The organism is Micromonospora sp. NPDC049051 (assembly GCF_043197575.1).
Lineage (GTDB): Bacteria > Actinomycetota > Actinomycetes > Mycobacteriales > Micromonosporaceae > Micromonospora.
In genome coordinates, this window is sequence record NZ_JBICTL010000002.1 from 105,261 (window position 1) to 127,409 (window position 22,149).

General features: G+C 73.4%; 17 protein-coding genes. 4 read left to right on the forward strand and 13 right to left on the reverse strand.

Annotated elements, in window-relative coordinates; translation table 11 throughout:
* Positions 1–64: 64 nt before the first annotated feature.
* From ACGFIR_RS07780 to ACGFIR_RS07820, 9 genes are all read right to left on the reverse strand, one after another.
* Positions 65–688, reverse strand: coding sequence for a hypothetical protein (locus ACGFIR_RS07780; RefSeq protein ID WP_393006306.1), 624 nt, complete (start codon positions 686–688; stop codon positions 65–67).
* A 2,525-nt stretch (positions 689–3,213) separates the two neighbouring features.
* A complete protein-coding gene (locus ACGFIR_RS07785) occupies positions 3,214–4,752 on the reverse strand; it encodes a replication-associated recombination protein A (RefSeq protein ID WP_393143841.1) in 1,539 nt (512 codons plus the stop codon).
* A 74-nt stretch (positions 4,753–4,826) separates the two neighbouring features.
* Positions 4,827–5,039: a hypothetical protein gene (locus ACGFIR_RS07790; RefSeq protein ID WP_074318554.1), complete on the reverse strand. Its 213-nt coding sequence runs from the start codon at positions 5,037–5,039 to the stop codon at positions 4,827–4,829.
* Between the two features lie 115 nt (positions 5,040–5,154).
* Positions 5,155–6,492, reverse strand: a complete 1,338-nt coding sequence (locus tag ACGFIR_RS07795) for an MFS transporter (RefSeq protein WP_393143843.1) — start codon at positions 6,490–6,492, stop codon at positions 5,155–5,157.
* Positions 6,489–7,115, reverse strand: coding sequence for a helix-turn-helix domain-containing protein (locus ACGFIR_RS07800; RefSeq protein ID WP_393143845.1), 627 nt, complete (start codon positions 7,113–7,115; stop codon positions 6,489–6,491). Before ACGFIR_RS07800 ends, ACGFIR_RS07795 begins: the two co-directional genes overlap by 4 nt.
* Positions 7,116–7,401: 286 nt before the next feature.
* A complete protein-coding gene (locus ACGFIR_RS07805) occupies positions 7,402–8,214 on the reverse strand; it encodes an SDR family oxidoreductase (protein ID WP_393143847.1) in 813 nt (270 codons plus the stop codon).
* 120 nt (positions 8,215–8,334) lie between these two features.
* On the reverse strand, positions 8,335–10,140 hold the full coding sequence (gene aspS, locus ACGFIR_RS07810; RefSeq protein WP_393005778.1) for an aspartate--tRNA ligase: 1,806 nt from the start codon (positions 10,138–10,140) through the stop codon (positions 8,335–8,337).
* A 285-nt stretch (positions 10,141–10,425) separates the two neighbouring features.
* Positions 10,426–11,475 carry a S1 family peptidase gene (locus ACGFIR_RS07815; RefSeq protein WP_393143849.1) on the reverse strand — a complete coding sequence of 350 codons (1,050 nt, stop codon included), beginning with the start codon at positions 11,473–11,475 and terminating at the stop codon, positions 10,426–10,428.
* A 242-nt stretch (positions 11,476–11,717) separates the two neighbouring features.
* Positions 11,718–12,194 carry a winged helix-turn-helix transcriptional regulator gene (locus tag ACGFIR_RS07820; RefSeq protein WP_393143851.1) on the reverse strand — a complete coding sequence of 159 codons (477 nt, stop codon included), beginning with the start codon at positions 12,192–12,194 and terminating at the stop codon, positions 11,718–11,720.
* Positions 12,195–12,250: 56 nt separating this feature from the next.
* On the opposite strand from ACGFIR_RS07820, the gene ACGFIR_RS07825 reads away from it, so the two are divergent.
* On the forward strand, positions 12,251–12,766 hold the full coding sequence (locus ACGFIR_RS07825) for a PaaI family thioesterase (RefSeq protein ID WP_393143853.1): 516 nt from the start codon (positions 12,251–12,253) through the stop codon (positions 12,764–12,766).
* 189 nt (positions 12,767–12,955) lie between these two features.
* Here the strand turns inward: ACGFIR_RS07825 and ACGFIR_RS07830 are convergent, their stop codons facing one another.
* The 3 genes from ACGFIR_RS07830 to ACGFIR_RS07840 all read right to left on the reverse strand — a co-directional run bounded on the left by ACGFIR_RS07830 (position 12,956) and on the right by ACGFIR_RS07840 (position 16,076).
* On the reverse strand, positions 12,956–13,888 hold the full coding sequence (locus ACGFIR_RS07830; RefSeq protein WP_393005786.1) for an acyl-ACP desaturase: 933 nt from the start codon (positions 13,886–13,888) through the stop codon (positions 12,956–12,958).
* A gap of 69 nt (positions 13,889–13,957) precedes the next feature.
* The gene (gene hisS / locus ACGFIR_RS07835; protein ID WP_393005788.1) at positions 13,958–15,286 is read right to left on the reverse strand and encodes a histidine--tRNA ligase; all 1,329 of its coding nucleotides are present in this window, start codon (positions 15,284–15,286) and stop codon (positions 13,958–13,960) included.
* A gap of 73 nt (positions 15,287–15,359) precedes the next feature.
* On the reverse strand, positions 15,360–16,076 hold the full coding sequence (locus ACGFIR_RS07840) for an MBL fold metallo-hydrolase (RefSeq protein WP_393005790.1): 717 nt from the start codon (positions 16,074–16,076) through the stop codon (positions 15,360–15,362).
* A 288-nt stretch (positions 16,077–16,364) separates the two neighbouring features.
* Between ACGFIR_RS07840 and ACGFIR_RS07845 the strand changes: the two genes are divergently transcribed.
* The 3 genes from ACGFIR_RS07845 (at position 16,365) to ACGFIR_RS07855 (ending at position 18,807) form a co-directional block, all read left to right on the forward strand.
* Positions 16,365–17,252 carry a peptidylprolyl isomerase gene (locus tag ACGFIR_RS07845; RefSeq protein WP_393005792.1) on the forward strand — a complete coding sequence of 296 codons (888 nt, stop codon included), beginning with the start codon at positions 16,365–16,367 and terminating at the stop codon, positions 17,250–17,252.
* 120 nt (positions 17,253–17,372) lie between these two features.
* Positions 17,373–18,155 carry a peptidylprolyl isomerase gene (locus ACGFIR_RS07850; RefSeq protein WP_393144690.1) on the forward strand — a complete coding sequence of 261 codons (783 nt, stop codon included), beginning with the start codon at positions 17,373–17,375 and terminating at the stop codon, positions 18,153–18,155.
* A gap of 274 nt (positions 18,156–18,429) precedes the next feature.
* On the forward strand, positions 18,430–18,807 hold the full coding sequence (locus ACGFIR_RS07855; protein WP_393143855.1) for a peptidylprolyl isomerase: 378 nt from the start codon (positions 18,430–18,432) through the stop codon (positions 18,805–18,807).
* Positions 18,808–19,604: 797 nt separating this feature from the next.
* Here ACGFIR_RS07855 and ACGFIR_RS07860 read toward each other — a convergent pair.
* A complete protein-coding gene (locus ACGFIR_RS07860; protein WP_393005796.1) occupies positions 19,605–22,094 on the reverse strand; it encodes a RelA/SpoT family protein in 2,490 nt (829 codons plus the stop codon).
* Positions 22,095–22,149 lie beyond the last annotated feature (55 nt).

A 22,149-nucleotide genomic window follows, 5' to 3' on the forward strand; every position in this document is an offset into this window, starting at 1 on the left:
GGGGTCGGGCGGGGGCTGGCGGGTCCGCCAGCCCCAGACCCTACCGTCCGTGATGGAAACTGGCTCAGGACGGTGAGGGTGTCGGCGTCGCGAGCGGATCGTCGGTGAGCGTCGGGAAGGGATCCTCGCCGGTGAGCGACGGGTCGGTGCTGGGCTGGGGCCGGATCCGCTCGTCGTCGATCGCGTTGCGGACCTTCACCGACACCAACGAGCCGGAGCACTCCTGCGCCGCGGTCGCCGGGTCGGGCGACGGCACGACGGCCGGCTCCCCGTCCACCGGCGGCGGCACGCAGGCGGGCTCACGTACCCACAGGTCGAGGGTCAGCTCGTCCCGCCGCCAGCACGTGTAGCTCCCCTTCGCCGGTTGCTCGGGGCAGCGGCTCACCTTCCACGGCCGCCAGCCGTCGGCGGCCAGCGCCCGCTCGTAGACCTGGGCCGTCTCCTGGGGCGACCGCTCGGACGTGGCCGTGCGTTCGCGCAGCCGGCAGTCGAGCAGGCACCACCGGCTGCCACTGACGTCGTCGACGATCCGCACGGCCGCCCAGCGCGGCACGTCCAGCTCGTCGAGGGTGTCGAAGACCGGGTCGCGGCTGAGCGTACGGATGCCGAAATAGAGCGGGATCGCGCCGAGCAGCAGCACGCTGACCAGGGCGAGGATGCCCGTTCGCAGCCGCCGCCGCTCGCGCATCTGGCGGCGCAGCTCGGACCGCGCGCCGCGCAGCCCGCCGGGGCCGGTCGCGGCGTCGTCCGACGACTCCGGCTCCGCGGGGCGGCGCAGCGCCGCCGGTTCGGCCGGCTCGGCCGGCGGTACGACCGCCGCGGCGCGCGCCACCACCGGTTCGTCCGCGTCCCTTGGCCCCGGCACCGGCGCCACGCCCGACGGCTCCGGCCGCCCCGGCTCGCGATGGGGCGGGACGGCCCGCCCGGCGGCGCGGTCCTCGGGCCCGGGGCGGGGCACCGGTGCGCCCGCGCGGACCACCCCGGGCGGGCCGACGGGGCCCGGCCGGGGACCCGCGCCGGACGTCGGCTCAGGCTGGTCACGGCCGGCGACCGGTGGCCGGACAGGGCCGGGACCCGCGTCGGTCCGGGCCGGCGGCGGCACGGCGGCGGTGCCGGGTGGTGGCGCGAGGGGCCGCGCGACCCCCTCCGGGCCGGCGTCGGGACGCGCCGCGCCCCGCGCGGGGCCTGCCGGTGCGGCACCGGGGCGCGCCGCACCCCGCACAGGGCCGGCCGGACCGGTGTCGGGACGCGCGGGACCTGGGGCGGCGTCCGGGCGGGCGGCGCCACGCGCGGGACCCGCAGGACCGGCGTCAGGTCGGGCGGCACCCCGCGCGGGACCAGCCGGGGGGACGTCCGGGCGGGCGGCACCCCGCACGGGACCCGCAGGTCCGGACTCCGGACGGGCGGCGCCACGCGCGGGACCCGCAGGACCGGCCTCGGGACGGGCCGCGCCACGCGCGGGACCAGCCGGGGCGGCGCCGGGGTGTGCCCGGCCGGCCGGGTCCGGGGCACCGGTCGACGGTGGCGGACCCGCCGGCGTGGGGCGGGCGGCACCCCTGGCCGGCGCGCCGGGACGGGACGGGTCGGCGGGACGGGGCGGCTCGGCGCCGGGCCACGCCCGGCCGGCCTCGGTGGGGTCGGCGGGTCGCGGCGGCTGTGCGCCGGGCCGCGCCCGGCCCGCGGGGGCGCCGCCGGTCTCGGCCACGCGCTGTTCCGGCCCCGGCGGCACGGGCGACGGTCCACCCGCGACGGGCGGCGCTGCCCGCTTGATCGTCGGCAGCGCATCGGTGTGGTGGGCACGACCGGCCTGCCGCAGCCAGTCGGCTGGGCGCTCCGGTCGGCCGGCGCTGGTGTCGCCGGGCCCGCCCGTCGTGGCGCGTCCGGCCCGTCCGCCAGCCTCGTCGTCGCCGGCCGCACGTCGGCCCCGACCCGCGGCCTCGACGTCGTCGGTCGCGGCGCGTCGGCCCCGGGGGGCGGGACCGGGAGGCGGGGGCGTCCCGACACCGGGGGGCGCGGCGGGCGCACCGGGAACCGGCGGGGCGTTGCCCGAGCGCGGCACCGGTGGGGCGTTACCGGAACGCGGCGGGACCTCCTCCTCGGCGGCGCGGCGTCGGCCCGTCGAGGCGCCGGAGCGCCGGCCGTGGTCGGTCCCGTCGCCACCGGGCGCCGGTGGGGCGGCTGCGGGCACGGGTCCGGTGCCGTCCGTCGGCACGGGTGCGCCGGCGTCGACCGGGCCCCGCCGCATCCGGCCGGACCGGGGGTCACGTCCGTCGGTCGGTGCCGCGCGCAGCTCACCCGTCGGCGGGCCGGCCGGCGGGCGCGGGGCGCCGGGCGGCGGGACGCTCGCCCGCGCGGCGCCCACGGCACCGCCGGGCCGTCCCGCGGCTCCGGGTGGCGGCGGGCCGGCCGGCGCCCGACCGTCGGCTCGCTGCCCGGCCGCCGACCCTGGCGGCTGCGGCGCGTCCGGCACGGCGGGGTGCGGGTGCGCCGGCGCGCCCGGACGCGGTCCGGTCGGCGCGGCGGCCTGCGCGCGGGGAGGCGTCCCGGGCTGCGACCCGGCGCGGGAGCCGGCGGCCGGCCCGGGCTGCGGGCCGGTCCGGAAGGCGGCCTGCGGGTCAGTGGGGAAACCGGCCGGCGGGTTGGGCGGCGGACCCACCGGCGGACCGGCCGGAGGGGCCGCCTGCGGACCCGTCGCGGTGCCGGCCCGCGGGCCTGCCGGAGTGCCGGGACGCGGGCGCGTCTCCACACCGTCCGGACCGGGCTGCGGTCGCCCGGCCGCCGGAGGACGGCGGGCCGGCTGGTGCGGCGGGACGGGGGCGGCGGCCGCGGGGCCGGCCGGCCGGGGCGGTTCCGGCGCGCCGGGCCAGGGCCCGTCCACCGGTCGGGGGCGCGGGGGTTCGGCCTCGCCCCGGCGCACGGGAGGCGCGGCGGCCGGGCCGGGGCCGCGGTGCGGCGGTGGCCCGGCGGGGCCCGGAGGCGGCGTCGGGTCACCCGGGCGCGGCCCGGGAGGCGAGGCGGCCTCCGCCCCGCCCGGCCCCAGCTCGGTCCGCTGCTGCTTGGCCGACCGCAGATCGTCGATCCAGCCGAACTCCTCGCCGCTGATCGGCTCCTCGGGCTCGGCCTCGGCCTTGCCCCGCCCCCAGCGGCGTCCCTTGGCACGGGAGTCGCGCCGCTCGTCGGGGCCGTCCTCCGGTCGCTCCGAACCACGCGATCTCACTGGTGACCCTCCCCGGCGGCGTCGCTGCCGCCCTCTCGCGCCGCCTCGGCGCCGCCCGTGTCCGTCTGCCGGCGGCCGTTGCCCACCGGTCCGCTCCCGACCCTCACCGGCACCTCCGCGGACGCAGCCGGCGCTGATGCCGGTGCCGGTGCCGGTGCCGGTAGCCCCCGGACGATACGGCGCAGCAGCGGCAGCCGCGTGGCGACCGAGCGTTCGGCCCCGTGTTGGCTGGGCCGGTAGTAGTCGGTGCCGGCGAGGTCGTCGGGGGCGTACTGCTGGGTGACCACGCCGCGCTGGTCGTCGTGGGGGTAGCGGTAGCCGGTCCCGTGCCCCAGCCCCTTGGCGCCCGCGTAGTGCGCGTCCCGCAGCCCACGCGGCACCGGCCCGCCCCGACCGGCCCGTACGTCGGCGATGGCCGCGCCGATCGCGGTGGTCGCCGAGTTGGACTTCGGGGCGGTGGCCAGGTGGATGACCGCCTGGGCGAGGTTGAGCTGCACCTCGGGCAGGCCGACGTACTCCACGGCGTGGGCGGCGGCCGTGGCCACACTGAGCGCCGTCGGGTCGGCCATGCCGACGTCCTCGCTGGCGAAGATGACCAGGCGGCGGGCGATGAACCGGGCGTCCTCGCCGGCGACCAGCATCCGGGCCAGCCAGTGCAGCGCGGCGTCCACGTCCGAGCCGCGCATGCTCTTGATGAAGGCGCTGGTGACGTCGTAGTGCGCGTCGCCGGCCCGGTCGTAGCGCACGGCGGCCACGTCCACCGCCTGCTCGGCGGTGGCGAGGTCGATCCGCCCGGCGCCGAGGGCCGTGGCGGAGGCCGCCGCCGCCTCCAGCGCCGTCAGCGCCTTGCGTACGTCACCGCCGGCGAGGCGTACGAGATGGTCCTCGGCCTCGGTCTCCAGGGTGAGCGCGCCGCCGAGGCCGCGCTCGTCGGCCACCGCGCGGCGCAGCAGGCCACGCACCGCCGCGTCGTCGAGCGGCTGGAGGGTGAGCAGCACGCACCGCGACAGCAGGGGCGAGATCACCGAGAAGTACGGGTTCTCGGTGGTCGCCGCGAGCAGCGTGACCGTGCGGTCCTCGACGGCGGCGAGCAGCGAATCCTGCTGGGTCTTGCTGAACCGGTGCACCTCGTCGATGAAGAGCACGGTCTGCGGGCCGCCGGAGCGGCGCTGGCGGCGGGCGGTGTCGATCACCGCGCGCACGTCCTTGACCCCCGCGGTGAGGGCGGACATGGCGACGAACCGGCGGTCCGTGGCCCGGGCCACGAGGTGCGCGATGGTCGTCTTGCCGCTGCCGGGCGGGCCCCAGAGGATGACCGACATCGGCGCGGTGGCCGAGACGAGTTGACGCAGCGGGGCACCGGGCGCGAGCAGGTGATCCTGCCCGACCAGCTCGTCGATGCTGCGCGGGCGCATCCGGACGGGCAGCGGCGAATCCTCCCCCACCGCCGTGAACCCGTCCACCCCGACGGAACCCGCGGGCGCGGGAGGCGCTCCGGCGGGCTGGCCGAGGGAGAAGAGGGCGTCGGACTCCATCACGGGAACAGTACCGGGCCCGGCCGACAGCGCCCGAAGCGCCGTCGGGCCGGGCCCGCGATGATCGCTTACGGTCAGCCGCGGCCCGGACGCCGGCCCCGGTACCAGCGGCCGCCGCCCCCGCCACGCGGACCGCTGCCGACGCCGGCCAGGTAGAGGGAGAGCAACAGGAGGCCGATGAGCACGAGGGTGTTCCAGTTGAACAGGTCCGGCGCACCGAAGTTGGTGTTCAGCAGGTCGATCAGCAGGGCGAATCCGAAAACGATCGCCGCGAGAATGGCGAGCATGTCGTTCCTCCGGTGGGGGTTACCAGTAGGTCGGCGCGGGATGTACCCAATCGGTCCGCTCGCCAATCCCCACAAGGGAGCAGGCCGGGCCGCCCCGGGTGACTCCCGGCGGGCGTCAGGTGCCGGGCATCCCGGCGGTCGCGGGCGTCGCCCCGTCGTGCGACCGCCCGTCCGCCGGCCCGTCGACCGAGCCGTCCCCGCAGCCGCCGAGCGTCGCGACGCGGCGACCTGCCCGCCAGGCGGGCAGGTAGAGCGGGGCGGCGACGGCCAGCACCACGGCTCCCACGAACAGTCCAAGACTGACGCTCGTGCGTTCGGCCAGTGCGGTCAGGACGACGGCGCCGAGCGCTCCGGCTCCTCCGGCCATCATCGAGTTAAGCGAGATGACACTGGTCCGGTAGGGGCCGTCGACCTGACGGTGCAGCAGCCCCATGTGCAGCGGGTTCGACGCGCCGTGCACGGCGTAGCAGGCCAGGTAGGCGATCAGCACCCCGACCGGACCGGCGAAGAGGCCCATTCCGACGACCGTGACGCCCTGCAGGACCCGCAGCAGCGCGGCGCTCGGCGCGGCGCCCAGGTGGCGCAGCATCAGCGGGGTCAGCGCGGCGCCGGCCGCGTTCGCCAGCCACGCCACCGAGGTGGCCGGGCCGAGCAGCGCCGCCGCCCGGTCGGCGTCGCCGACGACCTCCGCGAGCCGGACCGGCAGCAGCCCTTCGAAGGCGACCATGCCGAAGCCCCAGAAAAGCTCCACGGCCACCAGCGCCAACAGCACCCGGGAGCGGCGCAGCAGCCCGAACGCCTGCCCCACCATCCGGGGCGCCTCGGTGATCGAGGCGCGCAGCGCGCCGGCGCCCTTGGCGGAACGGGTCTCCACCAGCAGGATCAGCAGCGCGACCAGCGCCACCGTCTGAAGGGCGATGGCGGCGAGCACCGGCAGGGTCAGCGCGCTCACCGGCCCGATCGGGCCGAGTGCGACCAGGCCGCCGCTGAGCAGCGCACCGGCACCGATGGCGACACCGATCACGGTGCCGGCGTAGCCGAGGCCGCGCTCGTACTCGGCCTCCGGGTCGGCGGCGAGGGTGGCGTCGACGTACCAGGACTCCAGCGGGCCGCTGTCCAGTGCCCGGTAGACGCCCTGCAGCCCCCAGCACAGGACGAAGAGCCAGAACGAGTCGGCCACCACGAAGACGACGAGCGAGATCACGCAGGTCACCCAGGCGGCGACGAGCACGGGTTTGCGGCCGAGCGCGTCGGCGAACCCGCCGGTCGGCAGTTCCAGCGCGAGAACGATCAGACCCTGTGCGGTGACGACAAGACCGATCTGGGAGAGCGACAGGCCGCGTTCCTGCATCAGCAGGATCATCACGGGAATGAGCAGGCCGGCGGGCAGCCAGCGCAGGGCGTAGAGCACGAGGTAGCGACGCCGGATCTGGCGTACGGACAGGGCGCTCACCGGTCCTCCCCCGGCAGCGGGTCCGCGAGCCGCATGTCCGCCAGCATCGGGAAGGCCGCGAGGTAGATCTGCACCTGCTCCGCACCCGGCTCGGCCGGGTCGGCCTCGCTGTGGAACCGCTCCAGGACCCGCCACAGCTCGGCCTTGAGCGCCTCGAGCCGGGCGGGCGGGACGGTCATGAAGATGTCGCCCATGCCGAGGGCGTCACGCCAGGCCGGCGAGTATTTGTGGCGGACGGCGAACCACTGCTCGGCGTGCTCGACGAAGAACCGGACCTGGTCCCCTTCGATCCACTCGATGGCCGCCCGGGCGTCCGGGTCGTCGTCGAAGTCGCTGGGCTCCCAGTTCGTGACGTCGTGTGCCGCACGCCAGAACCGCTGCCGCCCGGTGCCGAGGTCCGGATCCTCCACGACGAGGCCGACCTCGGCGAGCTGCCGCAGGTGGTAGCTGGTGGCCCCGGTGTTGGTGCCGAGCAGCTCGGCGAGGCGGGTGGCGGTCGACGGCCCCTTGATCCGTAGCGCGCCGAGCAGGCGCATCCGCAGCGGGTGCGCCAGCACCCGCACCTGCCGGTGATCGATCCGCACCTCGCGGGACGGCCCACGGGCCGCTGAGGGGTTCTCCATTCCTGCACAATATCTGTGCACACTTTCTCTGCACAAGAGTTGTGCAGAGAAAGTGTGCACCTTCGCCACGGCTACCGGGCCTGCCAGCGAAGTGAGCAGCTCACGCCCCGCGCGGTCAGCGGGGTGAGCAATTGACGCACGTGGTTGGCGAGTGACCAGTTGACGCACGTGGTTGGCGAGTGAGCAGTTCGCGCACGCGGTCAGCGGGGTGAGCAGTTCGCGCCCCAGCGGCACCGGCGACATCGGACCGCGCGGGGAGGAAGGCGCGCTCACCGACGCGCAGGAGTCAGCGGTTGAGCAGTTCGCGCACCCCGCGCAGGCGGGTGCCGAGCAGCCGGGCGGCGCGGGTGGAGTCGAGGCGCACGTCGGTCGGGCGGAGCACGCCGGCGGCGGCGCCGGTGGTGGTCTTCATGCCGGCCGGGTCGATGCCGCTCTGCGCGGCGACCAGCAGACCCAGCTCCGCGCGGCTGACCGCGTCGGGGCCGGCCACGTTGAGCGGGCCGGCGTAGTCCGTGCCGAGGAGTTCCAGCACGGCGGCGGCCAGATCGGTGACGTCGATCGGGCAGCGGAGTTCGTCGGTGAACAGGCTCGCCCGGCCGGCGAGTGCGTCGCGGCAGAGCTGGATCTGCTTGCTCCCCTCCCCGACGATCAGCGAGGTACGCACCAGCGCCGCGCCCGGGTCCAGGACGCGCACCGCCGTCTCGGCCGCCGCCTTGGCCGCCCCGTACGGGAACACGGGGCTGGGCGGCTCGTCGTCGCCGTACGGCTCGGGGCGGCCGGCGTGCAGCGCGTCGCTGGAGATGTGCACCAGCCGGGTTCCCGCCTCGGCGGCGGCGTACGCGACGTGCGCCGCACCGTCGGCGGTGACCGCCCAGTCGCCGTACCGGTAGGGGGTGCCGACGACCGCGTCCGGGCGCACCTCGGCGACCAGCGCGCGGACCGCGTCGCGGTCGGTCACGTCCAGCCGCCGCGCCGCCACCCCCGGCGTCCCGATCGCCCCCGAGTGGTACGTCCCGACCACGCTCCACCCGGCACTGACCGCCTGCCGGCACACCTCCGACCCCAGAAACCCGCTACCCCCCACCACGAGCAGCCTCATCCCACCCACCCCACCCCTAGCGTTGATCATGAAGTTATCGCGTTGCCACCCGGCGTGTCACGACAACAACTTCATGATCAACCGCGAGGACGGGGTGGGTGGGGTGGGGCTACGGGTGGGTCAGGTGGGGTCCGCGACCGGGGCGGCCGGGCCGGCCGTGCCGGTGTGCGGGGCGGCCGCCGGCTTGGGCTTGGCGTCGATGCCGGCCTCGGTGCGCTGCTGGGCGGTGATCGGCGTCGGCGCGCCGGTCAGCGGGTCGAAGCCGCCCCGGGTCTTCGGGAAGGCGATGACCTCGCGGATCGAGTCCGCGCCGGCGAGCAGCATGCAGACCCGGTCCCAGCCGAAGGCGATGCCGCCGTGCGGCGGGGCGCCGTACTTGAACGCCTCCAGCAGGAAGCCGAACTTGTCCTGCGCCTCCTCGGGCGTGATGCCGAGCAGGTCGAAGACCCGCTTCTGCACGTCGCCCCGGTGGATACGGATGGAGCCGCCGCCGATCTCGTTGCCGTTGCAGACGATGTCGTACGCGTAGGCCAGCGCGCGGTCCGGCGCTTCCTCGAACCGGTCGACCCACTCGGCGTTCGGCGAGGTGAACGGGTGGTGCACGGCCGTCCAGCCGCCCTCGTCGGTCTTCTCGAACATCGGCGCGTCGACCACCCAGCAGAACGCCCAGGCGCTCTCGTCGACCAGCCCGGCCCGCTTGGCGATCTCGATGCGCGCCGCGCCGAGCAGCTCCTGCGCCTCGCGGGTGTTCGCGCTCGCGGCGAAGAAGACCGCGTCGCCCGGCTTGGCGCCGACCGCGTCGGCGAGCCCGCCCAGGTGCTCGGCGGAGAGGTTCTTCGCCACCGGCCCGCGCGCCTCGCCGGTCTCGGCGTCGAGCACCACGTACGCCAGGCCACGCGCGCCACGCGCCTTGGCCCAGTCCTGCCAGCCGTCGAGTTCCTTGCGGCTCTGCGAGGCGCCGCCCGGCATGACGACCGCGCCGACGTAACCGCCCGCGTCGATCGCGCCGGCGAAGACCCGGAACTCGGTGCCACGCAGGTAGTCGGTCAGCTCGGTCAGCTCGACGCCGTAGCGCAGGTCGGGCTTGTCGGAGCCGTACCGGGCCATCGCGTCGTGCCAGGTGATGCGCGGGATCGGCCGGGCGATCTCGTGGCCGGCCAGGTCCTTCCACAGCGCCGAGACGATCGCCTCGCCGAGGTCGATCACGTCGTCCTCGGTGACGAAGGACATCTCGATGTCGAGCTGGGTGAACTCCGGCTGCCGGTCGGCGCGGAAGTCCTCGTCGCGGTAGCAGCGGGCGATCTGGTAGTACCGCTCCATGCCGCCGACCATCAGCAGCTGCTTGAACAGCTGCGGCGACTGCGGCAGCGCGTACCAGCTGCCGGGCTGGAGGCGTACCGGCACCAGGAAGTCGCGGGCACCCTCCGGGGTGGACCGGGTCAGCGTCGGGGTCTCGATCTCGAGGAAGTCCCGCTCGTGCAGCACCGTGCGGGCGAGCTGGTTGGCCCGCGAGCGCAGCCGCATCGCCTTGGCCGGGCCGCTGCGACGCAGGTCGAGGTAGCGGTAGCGCAACCGGATGTCGTCGCCGGCCTCGACCTGGTCGTCCACCGGCAGGGGCAGCGGCGCCGCCTCGGAGAGCACCTCCAGCTCGGCGGCGGTCACCTCGATCTCGCCGGTCGGCAGCTCCGGGTTCTCGTTGCCCTCGGGGCGGCGGGTCACCTCGCCGGTCACCCGGACGCAGAACTCGTTGCGCAGCGCGTGCGCGTCCTCCTCGCGGAACACCACCTGGACCACGCCGGAGCCGTCGCGCAGGTCGACGAAGATCACGCCGCCGTGGTCGCGCCGGCGGGCCACCCACCCGGCGAGCGTCACCGTGGTGCCGGCGTCCGTCGCGCGCAGGCTGCCGGCGTCATGGGTACGGATCACGACTTGCGTCTCCTCATCTGCGGTACACCGTTACCCCTGGCATTCTGTCAGCCTTCCCCCGCCACCGGTTGCGGGGTGAGGGAGGCGGGGCTCCGGCCGCCGACGCGGATCCGCTCCCGCCCTACAGCGGGATGTCCCAGGCGCGCGCGGTCAGCACCACCGTCCCGTCGTCGTTGACGTCGCTGACCTGCACCAGAGCCATCTTCCAGGTGTCGCCGCGCTCCCGGGTCCGGGCACGCGAACGGGCCGCCGGGATGACCCGGCGGCCCGCTGAGGTGCGATCGATCAGAAGATGCTGACGCCGTAGCGGCTCAGCGCCTCACCGACCGGCTGGAAGAAGGTCGTGCCGCCGAAGCTGCAGTTGCCGCTGCCGCCCGAGGTCAGACCCAGGGCGATGGTGCCGCTGAACAGCGAGCCGCCGCTGTCGCCCGGCTCGGCGCAGACGTTGGTGCGGATCAGGCCGGAGACCGAGCCCTCGGCGTAGTTCACCGTGGCGTTGAGCGCGGTCACCGAGCCGCTGCGCAGGCCGGTGGTGCTGCCGGAGCGCTGCACCGACTGGCCGACGTAGGCGTTGCCGGCGGCGGTGATGTCCCGGAAGGTGCCGTTGTAGAGGGAGACGTTGCCGGCCGCGTTGGCGGAGTTGCTGTGCCGCACGATGCCGTAGTCGTTGCCCGGGAAGCTGGTGCCGGTACGGGTGCCCAGCAGGCTGGTCTGGCCGGAGTTGCTGTACCAGCTGGAGGCGATGTTGGTGCAGTGCCCGGCGGTCAGGAAGTAGTAGGTGCTGCCGCTGCGGACGTTGAAGCCGAGCGAGCAGCGACCGCCGCCGCCGGCGTAGATGGCCTGGCCGCCGGAGATCCGGGTGCTGAGCACGCCCGAGTCGGCCTCGATCCGGATCGCGCCGTTCATCCGCTCGGCGGCGGCCTTGACGCGCTCCAGCTTGGCGCCGGTGACGGTGCTGTCGACGGAGACGACGACCTGGTTGGTGGCCGGGTCGGTCCACCACGCGGTGCCCGGGATCTTGGCGGAGCGGTCCAGCTCCGAGGTGGCCCGGGCCAGCTCGCTGGCGCCGCGCTTGACGATCTTCGGGACGGCGCCGGCGGCGCTGACCTGCCGGGCGGCGAGCGCGTCGGTCACGGTGACGACCATCTTGCCGTTGGCGTCGGCGTACGTGCCGGCGGACCGGTCGCCGAGGCGCTCGGCCAGGCCGGCGGCGGCGTCGGGCGAGGCGAACGAGGGTGCGGCCTGGGCGGGCGCGCCGATCAGCGAACCGGCGACCATGGCGCCGGCCGCGGCGATGACGGCGGCACGACGGAGCGAGGACCTCGTGGGTCGCATACAACAACCTCCAGGGAGGGGGCGACAGGCCCTCGCCGGGGCGACAAGGGCCAGGACCAGCCCGGCCGATCTGGGGGTACCGGCCGAGCTCACTGAAGTATTCACATACTTAAGTTCGTATGCAAGACCCGGCTTTGTCCTTTTCGCCCCGGCTGCGGCGGCCACCACCCGGAAATGACGTTGATATCGACGCATGGCCATGCGTTGATCGGCGGACGCACTCGGTCGGCGCGGCGGCGCACTCAGTCGGCGCGGCGGCGCGCACCGGGCCCCGGACGCGGCACCACGTCACGCGGCCGGGCGACGTCGTGCCCGCGCTCGCAGCGCAGCGCGACGCGGACCTCGCCGCCGCAGTCGCGGTGCGCGACCGTCAACGACGAGCCCTCCGGGTCGGCCAGGTGGCGGTCCCCCCAGCCGAGGACGGCGACCAGCACCGGCCACAGGTCGAGCCCCATGTCGGTCAGCCGGTACTCGTGGCGTTCCCGGCTGCCGGGCTCCCGGTAGGGCTCGCGCCGCAGGACGCCGCGCTCCACCAGCATCGTCAGCCGGTTGGTGAGCACCTGCCGGGGCACGCCGGTGCGTACCCGCATGTCGTCGAAGCGACGGACGCCATTGAAGACCTCGCGCAGGACGACGAGGGTCCACCGCTCGCCCAGCACCTCCATCGCCCGGGCGATGGTGCAGTTCTCCACCGACCAGTCCAGTGCCGTGGGTCTCATGCGCTCCAGGCTAGGTTCGATTGACAGACTCAGCAACGTACTGCGAGGCTGGGTCCATGACGCAGACGCAGGATCCGGTGCGCAGCCGTACCTTCTCGTGGTCCGACCCGGGGGTCAACGCCGCGCACGTCGGCCGGCGCGACGGCCTGGACCTGCTCCGCGCGATGATCGCCGGCGAGCTGGCGGCGCCGCCCATCATGCACCTGGTCGACATGTCCCGGATGGAGGCCGACAAGGGCTGGGTGGCCGTCGAACTGGTTCCCCAGGAGTTCCACTACAACCCGCTCGGCACCGTGCACGGCGGGGTCATCGCCACCCTGCTGGACACCGCCGCGGCGTGCGCGGTACACACCACCCTGCCGGCCGGGGTCGGCTACACCTCGCTGGACCTGAACGTGAAGTACCTCCGCGCGGTCACCGTCGCGAGCGGCACGCTGCGCTGCGAGGGCACCGTGCTGCAGAGCGGGCGCCGTACCGCCCTCGCCGAGGCCAAGCTGCTCGACGCGAAGTCGCGGCTGGTGGCCCACGCCACCTCGACCTGCCTCCTCTTCCCCCTCGAACACAGCGCCTGACCCGGGGGAAAGAACGCTCCGGGCGCGGCTGTCGTCAGAGAGAGCCAGCGCCAGCCGCGCCCGGAGTCCGGGGCCGCCAGCGGCCGGAGCATCACAGCCGGTATAGGCCGCAGCATCGGAGCCCGCCAGCGGTCGCAGCATCGGAGCCGCCAGCGGCCGCGACAATCGGGGCCGGTGGCGGCCGGAAGCTCAGCGGGCGGCCAGGCGGGCGGCGCGGGCGTCCCGCTTCTCCTCGAAGCGCGACGCGGCGCGCTCCAGGTCGTCGAGGTGCGCGGCGATGGCGTCGCGGGCGGCCTCGCCGTCGGCGTCGAGGCCGGTCACGTTGAAGACGTCCCACTGGCGCAGCACCGGCGCCACCACCTCGTCACGGTGCTGGCGCAGGTCGTAGATGCCGGCGAGGGCGATCGCCACCGACTTGCGGGCGAAGCCCTCGATGCCGTTGCCGGGCATCTGGAAGTCGGCCACCACGTCGGCGACGGCCCGCATCGCCTGGCTCGGCGCCAACTCGAAGGCCCCGGCCAGCAGGTTGCGGTAGAAGACCATGTGCAGGTTCTCGTCCGCCGCGACGCGGGCCAGCAGGGCCTCGCACGCCGGGTCGCCGGTGACCCGCCCGGTGTTGCGGTGCGAGATCCGGGTGGCCAACTCCTGGAACGAGACGTACGCCAGGGAGTGCAGCACCTCGTCGTCGTGCACGTTGGCGTACCCGGCGGACATGTGCGTCATCCGCGCCCGCTCCAGGGCCACCGGGTCCACCGCCCGGGTGACGGTGAGGTAGTCGCGGATGGCGGTGCCGTGCCGCCCCTCCTCGGCGGTCCACCGGTGCACCCACGTGCCCCAGGCGCCGTCCCGACCGAACAGGGTGGCGATCTCGTGGTGGTACGAGGGCAGGTTGTCCTCGGTCAGCAGGTTGACGATCAGGGCGGTGCGGGCCACGTCGGGGATGGTCGAGTCGCCCTCCGACCACGCCTCGCCGCCCAGCGGCCCGTCGAAGGTGCGCCCCTCGCTCCACGGCACGTACTCGTGCGGGAACCACTCCTTGGCGATGGCGAGGTGCCGGTCGAGGTTCTTCTCGACGACGGGTTCCAGCTCGCGGAGCAGGGCGGTCTGGCTGAGTACGGTCACGACGATCTCCCTACGGTGACGTAACTTACGCCACCGTAGGTCCGATCGTCCGTACGCGCCAGTAACGTCTCAGCTGACCAGCGGCCTGAGGTCGGCCCGGGGCGGCGTCCACTCCCCCGCCGCCGCGGCCACCTGCTCACCCGAGCGGATGTCCTTCACCTCGTCGGCGGCGCCGTCGACCCCGGGGAACCAGACGTACGGGATGCCCCGCCGCTCGGCGTACCGGATCTGCTTGCCGAACTTCGCCGCGCTCGGCGACACCTCGGTCGGCACGCCCCGGCTGCGCAGCGCCTCGGCCACCCGGTTGCTCGCCGGCCGCTGCTCCTCGCTGGTCACCGCGACCAGGACACAGGTCGGCACGTCCCGCGACACCGACAGCGCTCCGGCGCCGAAGAGCAGCCCGAGCAGCCGGGTCACCCCGATCGAGATGCCCACCCCCGGGAAGCGGGCGGCGCCGGAGCTGGCCAGGTTGTCGTACCGGCCGCCGGAGCAGATCGAGCCGAACCGCTCGTAGCCGATCATCTGCGTCTCGTAGACGGTGCCGGTGTAGTAGTCCAGGCCACGGGCGATGCGCAGGTCGGCCACGCAGAGCCCCGGCGAGTGCGCGGCGGCGGTCTCGACCACCCGGACCAACTCCTCGACGCCCTCGTCGAGCAGCGGGTCGGTGACGCCCAGGGCGCGTACCGCGTCGGCGAAGGAGGCGTCCGGCGCGGAGATCTCGGCCAGCGCCAGGACGGCCTTGGCCTGCGCCTCGCTCGCCCCGGCGGTCTGCGCCAGCAGCTCGGTCACCTTCGCCGGGCCGATCTTGTCGAGCTTGTCCACCGCGCGCAGGGCCGCCTCGGGGTCGGACAGCCCGATGCCCCGGTAGAAGCCCTCGCAGATCTTGCGGTTGTTGACCTGGATCCGCACCGGCGGGATCGGCAGCGAACGCAGCGCGTCGCCGATGACCAGCGGCATCTCCGCCTCGTGGTGCGGGGCCAGGGTGTCGCGGTCGACGATGTCGATGTCGGCCTGGAGGAACTCGCGGTAGCGCCCCTCCTGCGGCCGCTCGCCCCGCCACACCTTCTGGATCTGGTAGCGGCGGAACGGGAACTGCAACTTGCCGGCGTTCTCGAGCACGTAGCGGGCGAACGGCACGGTCAGGTCGAAGTGCAGACCGAGCGCGTCGTCGCCGGCCGGCCCGTCGGTGTCGGCCTGCAGGCGCCGGATCAGGTAGACCTCCTTGGAGGTCTCGCCCTTGCGCAGCAGCTGGTCCAGCGGCTCCACCGCGCGGGTCTCCAGCGGGGCGAAGCCGTACAGCTCGAAGGTGTCCCGGATCCGCTCCAGGACGTACTGCTCGATCATCCGCTGCGCGGGCGTCCACTCCGGGAAGCCGGAGATGGGCGTGGGCTTGCTCATGATGCTCCGTTCGGCGTCCGCGCGTCGCGCGGGAAAGGTCGTCGGTGCGGCCGTCGGGGCCGGCGCGGGCCGGTCAGAGGCCGCGGGCGGGGGCCGCCGGTCGCGCGCCGCCACCCGCCACCTCGACGAGGTACGGGTTGGTCGCGCGCTCGCGGCCGATGGTGGTCGCGGGGCCGTGGCCGGGCAGTACGACGGTGTCGTCGGCCAGCGGGAGGATCTTGTCCCGGAGGCTGTTGACCATCCTCGTCATGCTGCCGCCCGGCAGGTCGGTGCGGCCGATCGAGCCGGCGAACAGGACGTCACCGGAGAGGCAGAGCTGATCCGCCTCCCACGGCGAGCCGGCGGCCGGCAGCCGGAACAGCACCGACCCGCCGGTATGGCCCGGAGCATGGTCGACGGTGATCTCCAGCCCGGCGAGGGCGAGCGTGGCGCCGTCGGTCAGCTCGGCCACGTCCTCCGGCTCGGTGTACGGCAGCCGCCCGCCGAAGAGCGCGCTGAGGTCCGCCGACAGCCCCTTGGCCGGGTCGGCGAGCATCTCCCGGTCGCCGGGGTGCACGTACGCGGTGATGCCGCGCGCGCCGCAGACCGGCGCGACCGAGAACGTGTGGTCGAGGTGGCCGTGGGTGAGCAGGACGGCGGCCGGGTGCAGCCGGTGCTCGGCCAGCAGGGCGTCGAGCCGGTCGAGCACCCCGATGCCGGGGTCGACCACCACGCACTGCTCCCCCGGCGCGGCGGCGACCACGTAGCAGTTGGTGCCGAAGGCGTCCGCGGGAAAGCCGGCCACGAGCACGTCCGCTCCCCTTCCGTCGATCCTGTCCTCTGTCGCCAGCCTATCGGGCGGCGCGACCCGGTTCCGCGCGTCCGTCCCAGCCGTCCCACGAGGCACACCGCCCGCGCCCCGGCCGGCCCCGGCGCGGGCACAGTGACTCGTTCCGATAACACAGCCCGGACCTCGTACACCACTTTCCCAGCCGGTAGCCGTACACTCTGGCGGGCGTGTGGCGTGGCGCACCGCCATCGAACGGGCGCGGGACGCCCGACCACCGGTGACGACCAGGGTAGAGGAAGGGGAGCACGGGTGGCTTCCAGCAGGGACCGGCAGCGCAAACTGGCGCGCGCCAAGCTCGACCGGCAGCTCGCCCGCCGGGCCGCCGCCGCCAGACGTCGTCGGCAGATCCAGGCCGGCGTCGGCGTCGCCGTCGTCCTCATGCTGATCGTGGCCGGCTCGGCGTGGGCGCTCGGTGCCTTCGACGACGAGCCGAAGGAGAACACGGCCGCCGAGGACGTCTGCCTGTGGACGCCCCAGGACGCCACCGCGAACACCAACCTCAAGGACGTCGGCACCCCGGCCACCAAGGACCTGCCGACCGACGGCGTACGCCCGATGACGATCACCACCAACCAGGGTGCGCCGATCACCGTCGAGCTGGACCTGGCCGGCGCCCCCTGCGCGGCGGCGAGCATCGCCCACCTCGCCAGCCGGTCGTTCTACGACAACACCAAGTGCCACGAGATCACCGCCGAGGGCGCGGTGCGCTGCGGCGACCCGAGCGGCACCGGGCTCGGCGGCCCCACCTACTCGTTCTACGACGAGAACGTCCCCACGGCGCCGTCACCGTCGGCCAGCCCCGCGGCCGGGCAGCCCGCGACCTACCCGAAGGGCACGGTCGCGATGATCGCCAACCCGCCGGGCGTCAACGGCAGCCAGTTCCTGATGTTCTTCAAGGACTTCACCACGGCCGACCCGAAGTACCCGGTCATCGGCCGGGTCACCGGCGGGATCGACGTGGTGGCGAAGATCGGTGCCACGCCGACCGTGGACAATGGGACGGGGGCCAAGGTCAAGCCCAAGGACGACGCCGTGGTCGTGCAGAGCCTGACCGTCGGTGAGCCCGTGGCGCAGGCGACCCCGGCGCCCGCGCCGTCCGCTTCGGGCACTCCGGCGGCCAGCCCGAGCGCCGGCTGACCCGGCCGCCCCACCCACCTCAGCGGCACCGACCGCGCACAGACAGCCCAGGAGGATCCAGGCGTGACGTCCACCAGAGAGCGGCAGCGCGCGGCGGCGCGCGCCCGGCTCGAGAAGGAGATGGCCGAGCGCGCGGCCAGGGCCCGCAAGCGCCGGCAGACCCAGACGATCGTGGGGGCCGCTTCCGTCCTGGTCCTCGTCGTCGCCGGCACGGTCTGGCTCGTCACCACCCTCGGCGGCGACGACGACAAGACCGACACCGCCGGCCCGGGCGCCGGCAACGTGCAGTGCGCCTGGACCGAGATCCCCACCGACCAGCGGACCAAGCAGATCAAGGACGTCGGGCTGCCGGCCGTGCAGCAGTCGGCCACGGGCACCCAGACGATGACGATCGACACCAACCTGGGCCCGATCACCGCCACGATCGACCGGTCGGCGGTGCCCTGCACCGCGGGCAGCTTCACCCACCTGGCGGAGAAGAAGTTCTTCGACAACAGCAAGTGCCACCGGCTGGTGACCGAGGGCATCAAGGTGCTCCAGTGCGGTGACCCGAGCGCGACCGGCAAGGGCTGGCGGGAGACCGACGGCACCGGCGGCCCGAGCTACCGGCTCGCCGAGGAGAACCTGCCCACCGACAAGCGGCCCCCGTACCCGGAGGGCGTCATCGCGATGGCCAAGTCGAGCGAGCCGGGCAGCACGGGCAGCCAGTTCTTCATCGTCTACGGCGACTCGCCGCTGGACCCGAACTACACCGTCCTGGGCACCATCACCGGCGGCATGGACCTCGTGAAGCAGGTCGCGGCGGCGGGCGACGACAAGGCGTTCGCGCAGCAGGCCGGCGGTGGCCACCCGAAGAAGGAAGTCACGATCAAGACGCTCACCATGAGCGCCCCCCAGGGCTGACCCACACCCTGTCGTACGACGAGCGCCCGCCGGCCCCGCCGGCGGGCGCTCCCCTGTCCCACCCCGGCCCACCCACCCCGGCCCGCCCCTCCGGCCCCGCTCTCGGCGATCATGAGGTTGGCGGCGATTTCGATCTACCTGGCTGCCGCCAACCCCATGATCGCCGGGACGACGAGGGTGGGTTGGTGGGTGTAGGGCGGTAGGTGCAGGGTGGCGGGGCGGGGCTCGTGGGAGGGCGGCATGGGCGGCAGAGCGGTGCGCCCCGGCTCGGTCGGTGCCGGGCCGGGGCGAACCGTTGGGCGAAGGATCGGGCGGGGTCAGGCGAGCGCCAAGGGCAAGGGCTACCGCGAGACCGACGGCACCGGCGGCCCATCGTATAGGTAACGCCAACGAGTACCTGCCAACCGACGACCGACCGGCGTACCCGGCCGGCGTGGTCGCGTTAGCCGACAGCGGCCCGGACACCAACGGCAGCCAGTTCTTCCTCATCTACCAGGACGTCCAGCTCGAACCGAACTACACGGTCCTCGGCAAGATGGACGACGCGAGCATCGAGGTCGTGAAGAAGGCCACCGAGGCTGGCCACGACGGCGCGTTCGGTCCGAACCCTGGTGGGGCCACCCGAAGAACGACATCGAGATCAAGGATCTGACGGTGTCTTCCTCCTGAGACAAGCAACTCCAGCATCGGGGCGGCCGTTCGGTGCGCCCCGATGCTGCCTGTACCTAGACGACGACCAATCCAAAGGAAACACAAGAAACCCTGAACTGCCGCTACGGCGTTCAGGGCTTCTTGCGCGGGTATCGCTGAATCTCGTTTGGAGCGGCTTCAGCTACCGGCGTGGTCGCTGGAAACCCGTCTCATTGACGAGCCGGCGAATCATGTCTGACTAAAAAATCGAGACAGACCGGGAATTCTTCCCGGGAAGCGGCCACTGTGCAGTTTGACCCGGCATGAGAAGCGTAGCAGACCCGTCCGCGAACTGCACCGAAGCATCGTTGGCCCCGGATTTGAACACTACGACGTTGGTGGTGAAGGTAGTAGTCCCGAGGCCCGAGAAGCATGTGGTGATGTTGAGAGCGTTGGTGATTTGCACGGTCGAACTAGTGCACGGCACAGCCGAGATGGCGAATGCCGGCGTGCTGGGCAGAGCCAGTGTGGTGAGCCCCATCGCAACTGAAGCAACGAGAGCTCGCTTGACTCCTCTTCGCATTGAATCACCTTTCTCGCGCAGACTGGATTTCGCAGGGTCCAGCGCCCCCGCTCTGAGGATCACTCCCCGAAATCAAGCTATCACGGATTGGCATATGCCGATACCGCTGATCGCGATCTCGCTACGGTGGCCACGATTGCGCAAGGGGTTGCCGTGGTAGGGCGCCGTCGACCACGACCGGCCGCCCGAAATCACCTTCAACCCCGCGGCAACCATCGATGCAACAGAACCAAGGTTCAGGCGCCGGAGGTGACGCGGTAGGCGTCGAAGACGCCGTCGACCTTGCGTACCGCCGCCAGCAGGTGGCCCAGGTGCTTCGGGTCGGCCATCTCGAAGCTGAACCGGCTCACCGCCACCCGGTCGCGGGTGGTGGTGACCGTCGCGGAGAGGATGTTCACCCGCTCCTCGGAGAGCACCCGCGTCACGTCGGCGAGCAGCTTGTGCCGGTCCAGCGCCTCGACCTGGATGGCGACCAGGAACGTCGACGCCGAGGTGAGCTTCCAACTCACCTCGACCACCCGCTCGGCCTGCGCCCGCAGGTCCTCGGCGTTGGCGCAGTCGTCGCGGTGCACGCTGACCCCGCCGGAACGCGTGACGAAGCCGAAGACCGAGTCCGGCGGCACCGGCGTGCAGCAGCGGGCCAGCTTGATCCACACGTCGCTGACCCCGCGTACGACCACGCCGGGGTCGGCGCTGCTCTGCCGGCTGCGCGGGGGCCGGGTGGCGACGGCGGTCTCGGCGATGTCCTCCGCCGCGCCCTCCTCGCCGCCGTACGCGGCCATCAGCTTCTGCACCACCGACTGGGCGGAGACCTGGCTGTCGCCGACGGCGGCGTAGAGGGAGGCCACGTCGGCCAGGTGCAGGTCCCGGGCGATCGCCATCAGCGCGTCGGAGGTGAGCATCCGCTGCAACGGCATGCCCTGCTTGCGCATCGCCTTGACGATCGCGTCCTTGCCGGCCTCGATCGCCTCCTCGCGCCGCTCCTTGTTGAAGTACTGCCGGATCTTCGTCCGCGCCCGCGGGCTCTTGACGAAGCCCAGCCAGTCCTGCGTCGGCCCGGCCGTGTCGGACTTCGAGGTGAAGATCTCGATCACGTCGCCGTTGGACAGCGTCGATTCGAGGGGCACCAGCTTGCCGTTGACCCGCGCCCCGATGCACTTGTGCCCGACCTCGGTGTGCACCGCGTACGCGAAGTCCACCGGCGTCGACCCCGTCGGCAGTGGGATGACGTCACCCTTCGGGGTGAAGACGTACACCTCCTGGCTGGACAGGTCGAAGCGCAGCGCGTCGAGGAACTCGCTCGGGTCGGCCGCCTCCCGCTGCCAGTCCAGCAGCTGACGCAGCCAGGTCATCTCGTCGATGTGCGCGGGCGGGCCGACGATCTGGGTGCCCTTGTGCTCCTTGTACTTCCAGTGCGCGGCGATGCCGAACTCGGCGGTGCGGTGCATGGCGTACGTGCGGATCTGCATCTCCACCGGCTTGCCGGTGGGCCCGATGACCGTCGTGTGCAACGACTGGTACATGTTGAACTTGGGCATCGCGATGTAGTCCTTGAACCGGCCCGGCACCGGCTGCCAGTTGGCGTGGATGACGCCCAGCGCCGCGTAGCAGTCCCGCACCGTGTCGACCAGGATCCGCACCCCGACCAGGTCGTAGATGTCGTTGAAGTCGCGGCCTCGGACGATCATCTTCTGGTAGATCGAGTAGAGGTGCTTCGGCCGCCCGGTGGTCTCCGCCTTGATCTTGGCGGCCTTCAGGTCGGTCTGCACCTTCTGCGTCACCTGGCGCAGCAGCGCCTCCCGCTGCGGCTGGTGCTCCCCGATGAGGCGGTTGATCTCCTCGTAGCGCTTCGGGAAGAGCGTGCCGAAGGCCAGGTCCTCCAGCTCCCACTTGATCGTGTTCATACCCAGCCGGTGGGCCAGCGGGGCCAGGATCTCCAGCGTCTCCTTCGCCTTCTGCTCCTGCTTGGGGCGGGGCAGGAAGGTGAGGGTACGCATGTTGTGCAGCCGGTCGGCCAGCTTGATCACCAGCACCCGCGGGTCCTTGGCCATCGCGACGACCATCTTGCGGATCGTCTCGGCCTTGGCCGCGTCGCCCAGCTTGACCTTGTCGAGCTTGGTCACCCCGTCGACCAGCAGCGCCACCTCGCCGCCGAAGTCGGCGCGCATCTGGTCGAGGGTGTATTCGGTGTCCTCGATGGTGTCGTGCAGCAGCGCGGCGATCAGGGTGGTGGTGTCCATGCCCAGGTTGGCCAGGATCGTGGCCACCGCGAGCGGGTGGGTGATGTAGGGGTCGCCGGACTTGCGGTACTGCCCGGAGTGCCAGCGGGCCGCCGTGTCGAAGGCGCGCTGCAACAGCCGCGCGTCCGCCTTGGGGTGGGCGTCCCGGTGGGTCGAGATCAGCGGCTCCAGCACCTCGCTGACCTGCGAGGACTGCCACGGTGCGTTGAACCGCGCCAGCCGCGCCCGGACCCTGCGGCCGGTGGGCGCGGTGGAGAGCGCGAAACCGGCGCTCGGGACGGGGTCGCCGACGCCGTCGGACGGGAACGGAAGCACGACCCCCTCGGCCGTCGTGGCCGGCGTGTCGGGGCGTACGGACTCGGCCGTGCCGGTCGCGCCGGGGCCCGTCTCCGGGGCCTGTGCGTCACCTGGTGCGGTCACCGAGCCGTCCGCGTCGCCTGTCGGGTACACCGTGCCCTCCACCGGAGGGGCGACATCGTGGGACACCGGCCTCCTCACCGCTCGCCGGGAAAACACCGACCGTGCGCCGGCCGGCCTGGTC